This is a genomic window from Pseudomonas sp. FSL R10-0399 (genome assembly GCF_009600165.1).
Classification (GTDB): domain Bacteria; phylum Pseudomonadota; class Gammaproteobacteria; order Pseudomonadales; family Pseudomonadaceae; genus Aquipseudomonas; species Aquipseudomonas helleri.
This window is the reverse complement of the sequence record NZ_WIWK01000182.1, coordinates 1-7,110: the sequence shown is the minus strand read 5'-3', so window position 1 is coordinate 7,110 and position 7,110 is coordinate 1. Positions and strand designations below refer to the sequence as shown.

Annotated in this window: 7 protein-coding genes; 6 read left to right on the top strand and 1 reads right to left on the bottom strand. The window is 59.1% G+C overall.

Translation table 11 applies throughout. The features are described from left to right. The 5 genes from GHO41_RS28050 to GHO41_RS30500 all read left to right on the top strand — a co-directional run. On the top strand, window positions 1-2,545 hold a 2,545-nt coding region (locus GHO41_RS28050), incomplete at its 5' end, for a type I polyketide synthase (RefSeq protein WP_153435236.1). 11 nt (window positions 2,546-2,556) lie between these two features. Continuing rightward, window positions 2,557-3,918, top strand: coding sequence for an aminotransferase class I/II-fold pyridoxal phosphate-dependent enzyme (locus GHO41_RS28045; protein ID WP_153435235.1), 1,362 nt, complete (start codon window positions 2,557-2,559; stop codon window positions 3,916-3,918). Between the two features lie 459 nt (window positions 3,919-4,377). Beyond that, window positions 4,378-4,680 (top strand): transposase, encoded by a 303-nt coding sequence (locus tag GHO41_RS30510; protein WP_256678881.1) that lies wholly within the window; start codon window positions 4,378-4,380, stop codon window positions 4,678-4,680. 44 nt (window positions 4,681-4,724) lie between these two features. Continuing rightward, on the top strand, window positions 4,725-5,066 hold the full coding sequence (locus GHO41_RS30505) for an IS3 family transposase (RefSeq protein WP_256678880.1): 342 nt from the start codon (window positions 4,725-4,727) through the stop codon (window positions 5,064-5,066). Further along, window positions 5,045-5,374 (top strand): DDE-type integrase/transposase/recombinase, encoded by a 330-nt coding sequence (locus GHO41_RS30500; RefSeq protein ID WP_371929066.1) that lies wholly within the window; start codon window positions 5,045-5,047, stop codon window positions 5,372-5,374. The genes GHO41_RS30505 and GHO41_RS30500 overlap by 22 nt, the downstream gene beginning before the upstream one ends. Here GHO41_RS30500 and GHO41_RS28035 read toward each other — a convergent pair. Further along, a complete protein-coding gene (locus GHO41_RS28035) occupies window positions 5,262-6,638 on the bottom strand; it encodes an IS30 family transposase (protein ID WP_153435234.1) in 1,377 nt (458 codons plus the stop codon). The two genes, GHO41_RS30500 and GHO41_RS28035, sit on opposite strands and share 113 nt — an antisense overlap. A gap of 38 nt (window positions 6,639-6,676) precedes the next feature. On the opposite strand from GHO41_RS28035, the gene GHO41_RS28030 reads away from it, so the two are divergent. Then, complete coding sequence (locus tag GHO41_RS28030; RefSeq protein ID WP_371929065.1) at window positions 6,677-6,970, top strand: integrase core domain-containing protein; 294 nt, start codon at window positions 6,677-6,679, stop codon at window positions 6,968-6,970. The last annotated feature ends 140 nt before the right edge of the window (window positions 6,971-7,110 follow it).

Here is a 7,110-nt window from a genome sequence, read left to right as displayed (position 1 = left end):
CAGCCGTGGCGCGGCCGGTCACTGGTACGGTGCCGAAGCCGCCACCGACGTCGACGCGATTGCCGACGCGGCCTTCTGGGGCTTTGCCCGGACCCTGGCCAACGAATCCGCCAGTTGCCGCATCCGCCTGCTGGACGTGGCATTCAAGACGCCGCTGGTCAGCCTGATCCCCGCGTTGCTGCACGCCGATGCCGAAACCGAAATGGCCATCACCGCTGACGGTCAACGCTATGTGCCGCGCCTGCGGGTACTGCAAGAACAGACCCGCGCTGTAGACGCAGCCCCGGCTCGCATCAGCCTGGGCTTTGACCTGCCGGGTCAATTGCGCAACCTGCGTTGGGAAGTGCGCGACCTTAATGCGCCAGCAGCCGATGAGCTGGACATTGCTGTACGCGCCACTGGGCTCAACTTCCGTGACGTGATGTTTGCGCTGGGGCTGTTGTCCGACGAAGCCATCGAAAACGGCTTCTCAGGCCCGACCCTGGGCTTTGAGTTTTCCGGCGTTGTGCAAGGCAAAGGCGCAGACGTCCTGGGCGACTTTGCCCCTGGCGACCGCGTCGTAGGCTTTGGCCCGTGCAGCTTTGCCAACCGCCTGGTGACCAACGCCAACGCCGTGGCGAAAATCCCGGACGGCATGTCGTTCGAAGCGGCGGCAACCATTCCAAGTACGTTCTTTACCGTGTACTACGCGTTGCACCATTTGGCGCGTCTGGAACCGGGTGAAAAAGTGCTGATCCATGGCGCTGCGGGTGGCGTGGGCATTGCCGCGATTCAAATCGCCAAATGGTGCGGTGCCGAGATTTACGCCACTGCGGGCAGTGACGAAAAACGCGATTTCCTGCGCTTGCTGGGTGTTGAACACATCTTCGACTCGCGTTCGCTGGCGTATGCCGACGAGGTGTTGGCCGTGACTGGCGGGCGTGGCGTCGATGTGGTGCTCAACTCCCTGGCCGGTGAAGCGATCAACCGCAACCTGCGCGTGCTCAAACCGTTCGGCCGCTTCCTGGAGCTGGGCAAGCGCGACTTCTACCAGAACACCCGTATTGGTTTGCGTCCGTTCCGCAACAACATCAGCTATTTCGGCATCGACGCCGACCAACTGATGAGCGAGCGCCCGGACCTGACCCGTCGCCTCTTCGGGCAAATGATGGGGCTGTTCGAACAAGGCATTCTGCACCCGCTGCCGTTCCGCGAATTCGACGCCAACCAAGTGGTTGAAGCGTTCCGCTACATGCAGCAGGCGCGTCAGATCGGCAAAATTGTCGTGACCTATGGCAACCCCATCGAGCACCTGGTGGAAACCCGTACCCAACCGGTGAACGCATTGCACCTCAGTGGCGATGCGACCTACCTGGTCACCGGCGGGGTGGGCGGCTTTGGCCTGCGTACTGCGCAGTGGCTGATAGACAAAGGCGCGCAGCACCTGGTGTTGCTGGGGCGTCGTGGCGCGGCGAGTCTGGAAGTCCAGCCGAGCCTTGCCGTGTGGCACGCACAAGGCATCGACGTACAAGCGCTGGCGTGCGACATCACCGATGAAGCACAACTGCGCGGCGTATTTGAACACATCGCGGCCAGCCCATACCCGCTGCGGGGGCTGGTACACGCGGCTACCGTGATTGATGACGGGCTGATCCGCAACCTTGACGCCGAGCAAATGCAACGCGTGCTGGAACCCAAAGCCAAGGGTGCGCAATACCTGCACCAACTGACACGTGATCTGGTGCTGGACTTCTTTGTGATGTTCTCCTCGGCCACCACCCTGTTCGGTAACCCCGGGCAGGCCAACTACGTGGCGGCCAACCATTGGCTTGAAGCGCTGGCCCGTCATCGCCGCGCCCAAAGGCTGGCGGCGACTGCCGTGCTGTGGGGTGCCATCGACGACGTGGGCTTCCTGGCCCGCAACGAGCAGATCAAAGACGCCCTGCAAAGCCGCATGGGCGGAGCTGCACTGCGCGCCGACGTCGCCTTGTCGCACCTGGAGCAGATGCTGATTAACGGCACTGACGGCATCGGCGTACTGGAGCTGGAATGGAAGGCCTTGTCGCGCTTCCTGCCGAGCGCCGCAAGCCCGCGCTTCCTTGAGTTGGTGCGCGCCCATGGTGGCGATCAGGAAGACGACAACGACGCTGAAGACATCCAGCGCATGCTCGTAGAACTGGACGACGAACAACTGCTTGAGCGCTTTGTCGAATTGCTCAAACACGAAGTATGCGAAATCCTGCGCTTGCCGGCGGCACGTCTGGACGCCCAGCGGCCATTGCAAGAACTGGGGTTGGACTCACTCATGAGCGTCGAGCTGGTGGTGGCACTCGAAGAGCGCTTCGGCATTCGTCTGCCGGTGATGGAACTCAGCGAGAGCTCCAGCATCGACAAACTCAGCGTGCGCATCTTGAGCCTGCTGCGCGGAGAGGCCTCGGCCAACGAATCGTCAGCTCCAACGGCTATAGCTGAAAGTGTCATGGCTCGCCACGGCGCAGAACTGACTCGCGAACAAATGGTCAAACTGGCCGAAAGCGCTGCAACACCTAACCGTTTGATTCAGTGAGTGATGCCTGTTTGAGTGAGAACACTGTAAAAACGCCCAGCGGCCTGAATGGCGGCATCAAGCAACGGCTGATCCAGCAAGCGCTGGAACGCCGTCGCGGCGAGGTGGGCGACAGCGCGGCGAGCGCCACCCTGGAGCAAGCGCAACAGGCGGCGCTGAAAGTACCCGAAGCGTTTTATCGATTTGATCAGTACCCTGGCTACCAGCAGATGCAAGTCATGCAGCAAAGCGCTGCACGCCTGGGGCTGGAAAACCCGTTCTTTCGTCTGCACGAAGGGCTGGCGGGTGCCGAAACCCGGATCAACGGCCAGGACTACGTGAACTTCGCCAGCTACAACTACCTTGGCTACTCCGGGCATCCGGTTGTGGCCCAGGCGGCCAAGGACGCGATTGATCGTTACGGCACCTCCGTGTCGGCCAGCCGCCCGGTGTCGGGTGATCGCCCGTTGCACCGTGAGTTGGAGCGTGAACTGGCCAGCCTCTACGAGGTTGACGACGCGATAGTGTTCGTCAGTGGCCATGCCACCAACGTCACCACCATCGGCTACCTGTTTGGCCCGCGCGACCTCGTACTGCATGACGAACTGATCCACAACAGCGTGTTGCAGGGTATCCAACTCTCCGGTGCTCGCCGTTTGAGCTTCGCCCACAACGACTGGCAAGCTCTGGACCGCATCCTGGGAGAACAGCGTCAGCATTTTGAGCGTGTGCTGGTGGTGGTCGAAGGCATCTACAGCATGGACGGTGACTACCCGGACTTGCCGCGATTCGTCGAACTCAAGCGCAAGCACAAAGTCTTCCTGATGGTCGACGAAGCGCACTCGCTGGGTGTTATGGGGGCGACGGGCAAAGGCATCCGAGAACACTTTGGCCTGGCTGGGGATGACGTCGACATCTGGATGGGCACCCTGAGCAAAACCCTGGCCAGTTGTGGCGGCTACATCGCGGGCAACACGGCACTGGTGGAACACCTGAAATTTCTGGCGCCGGGTTTTCTTTACAGCGTAGGCATGCCGCCCTCCGTCACGGCCTCGGCCTTGGCAGCCTTGCGCTGCCTGGCTGGCGACGTAGAGCGGGTGCAAAGCGTACAGGCACGGGGCGAACAATTCTTGCGGCTGGCCAAGGCGGCGGGACTGGACACCGCCACCAGCACTGGGCTTGCCGTGATCCCGGTGATTACGGGTAGCTCATTCAAGGCGGGTCGACTGTCCAGCGCCCTGTTTGCACGAGGCATCAACGCCCAACCGATCCTCTACCCGGCAGTGCCCGAACACGCGGCGCGAGTGCGCTTCTTCGTATCGAGCGAACACACCGAAGCCCAGATCAGCCGAACCGTAGCGATCGTCGCCGAAGAAATGGCTCGTTTGGCGTGAAGAACCGCGCCGCTTGCATCGCGAGCAGGTTTTGGGTTGCCTGATTTTGAGCGGTGCAGGCATTTGTGGGGGCTTGCCTGCGATTGCATCACCGCGTGTGTGCAGATAAACCGCGTCGCCTGCATCGCGAGCAAGCTCGCTCCTACAGCGATTGCATCACCGCGCTTGTGCAGACACACCGCGTCGTTTGCATCGCGAGCAAGCTCGCTCCTACAGCGATTGCATCACCGCGCTTGTGCAGACACGCCGCGTCGTCTGCATCGCGAGCAAGCTCGCTCCTACAGCGATTGCATCACCGCGCTTGTGCAGACACACCGCGTCGTTTGCATCGCGAGCAGGTTTTGGGTTACCTGATTTTGAGCGGTGCAAGCACCTGTAGGAGCGAGCTTGAAGTGGCCTAATGATTTTGGACACCTCAATCGGGCGCTATGATGGCGCCCAAATCTGAGGTGTTTGGATATGCGTAAATCTTATTCAAGTGAGTTCAAACTCAAGGCTGCCAGCATGGTGCTGGACGAGGGGCAGTCGGTTCCCGAGGTCTGTGCCAGTTTGGATATTGGCCCTACGGCCTTGCGCCGCTGGGTCGATCAGGTTCGCAAGGAGCGCTTGGGCTCGACTCCGGTGGGAGCCAAGGCGATTACCGCGGATCAGCGAGAGATCCAGGAACTTAAAGCCATGCTCAGGCAAAGAGACCGGGACATCGAAATCCTAAAAAAGGCCAGTGCTCTCCTGCTTTTGGACGCCAAAGATCACTCTCGTTGATCTATGAGCTGGGCGAGCAGTACGGCGTTAATGATTGCTGTCGTGTGTTCGGAATAAACCGCAGTAGCTTTTACGCATGGCGTCAGCGCCAAGGCAAAGTGAGCCCTGAGCGAGAGAAGCTCAAGGCTATGCTGGTCAAGCACCACAGGGCGTCGAGAGAGTCTGCGGGCGCTCGTACCTTGGCTAAACAGCTGCAAGCCGGCGGGCATGATGTCGGGCGGTTCATGGCTCGCAGCTTGATGCGAGAAGCAGGCATTGTCAGCCGTCAACGCCGGCGCCATAAGTACAAGTCACCCGGTGTGGAAGCTTTGGTGGCACCGCATGTGCTCAAACGCAAATTTGATGTTACGGCGGTCAATCAGGTGTGGTGTGGTGTGGGGACGTGACGTACATCAAAGTCGGCCATCGCTGGCTGTATTTCGCGGCAGTTCTGGACTTGTTCGCTCGTCGGATCGTGGGCTGGTCATTTTCGATGATCTCCGATGCCACGCTGACCTGCGAAGCCCTGCGGATGGCTATTGAGCTACGCGGTCGCCCAAAAGACGTACTGTTTCACTCCGACCAAGGTTGCCAGGGCGAATTCAACCGGTCGTCGCAACACTGGATTGTTGGACTGATTTTAGATACTCATTCAGTGCTTCGGCAGGTGTCTTCCAGCCGAGTGTTTTCCGGGGCCGCGTGTTCAGCACATTAGCCACGGCTTGGATCTCATGCGCACTCCAGCGAGACAGATCGGTACCTTTTGGGAAGTATTGCCGTAGAAGGCCGTTCGTATTCTCGTTTGTACCGCGCTGCCATGGACTATGAGGGTCAGCAAAGAAGACCTTCACTCCGGACTCGATGGTAAATCGAGCGTGATCCGACAGCTCCTTCCCACGATCCCAGGTCAAAGATCTCCACAGCTCGATGGGAAGATCAGTCACTGTTTTCTTCAATGCGTTGGCCATACTAACAGCCCCGTATCCAGCCAGCGCCGGGCCGTTCTTCGTCCGGGGAATTAGCCCATAACCTTTCTCGCGAGGCAGATGGACGAGCATGGTGAATCGAGTTGAGCGTTCGACCAGCGTTCCAATCGCAGAACGGTTCAGACCAATGATCAGGTCGCCCTCCCAATGCCCGGGTACAGCCCGGCCCTCTACCTCAGCAGGGCGACTGGAGATCATGACATCCTCGCTGACGTGTGCCCATGCTTTGGCTTGCGCTCTAGCTCTCGGCACGCGCAATGCTCGCCCTGAGCGCAGACAGCTCACCAGTTCGCGTTTGAGAGCTCCTCGACCCTGAATGTAGAGCGCCTGATATATGGCTTCGTGAGAGATGCGCATGGATTCATCGTCCGGAAAATCGATCTTGAGTCGGTTGGTAATCTGTTCGGGCGACCAGCCATTGACCCATTTACGGTCACTGCGATGTGGTTTATTTCGGCCTTTGAAGGGTGCTTGTCGAGGCCCAGCAATCTCACGGCCATCAGCGTCTTTAACTTTACCCTCAAGACGGTCTCGTATGTATTGATGCAATCGCGGATTAGTGACCAGTTTCGCTGGCTTCGGTCTCTTGGCAACTAGTTCTGCCTTCCATTGCGCAACTGAAGCTCGATATTCAAGCCGACCGCCACGAGTTGCAGCATTACGTGTCAGCTCCCGTGAAATTGTCGATGGGCTTCGTCCAAGGCGACGGGCAATCTCACGAACACCAACACTTTGCGCCCGAAGCAGCCCAATCTCTTCTCGCTCTGCGAACGATAAGTACCGTCCTGAAATGTGGTTCGACATGAATAATGGCATCCCGCCCCGATGACGGAACCAGCGTGTGCCTACCGCTGTTGATACGCCAACGGCTTGTGCTGCTTTTTCGCTTGTGATGCCGGTCGCGATCTGCACCCAGAACAGCCGCTCGATCTCATTACGAAGTGACGGCGCACCTGGAGAACGCATCGCTCCCCGGCCCGTTAATTTTTGCATCCATCCTGCGGGTCGTCCCATAAACACCTCGGTCAAAGGTGTTGCGACGACCGGTTGAATTCGCCCAGTACACCAGCCATAAATTCAGAAATGAACTGCTGGAACATGGACTCCGGCAGAGCATGAGCCGTAAAGGCGAATGCTGGGACAACGCTCCGATGGAGCGTTTCTTTGGAAGTTTGAAATCAGAGTGGGTGCCAGAAGTAGGCTACGGATCGGAACATGAGGCCCGAGTGGATGTGCAGCGCTATGTATCGCGCTACAACATCACCAGGCCGCATAGCTACAACGACTATCGGTCACCAGTCGCCAGGGAGAAGTTGGCGGCGTGAAACCTTAATCGGTGTCCAAGATTACTTGACCACTTCAGCTTGCTCGCGATTGCATCACCGCGCTTGTGCAGACACACCGCGTCGACTGCATCGCGAGCAAGCTCGCTCCTACAGCGATTGCATCACCGCGCTTGTGCAGA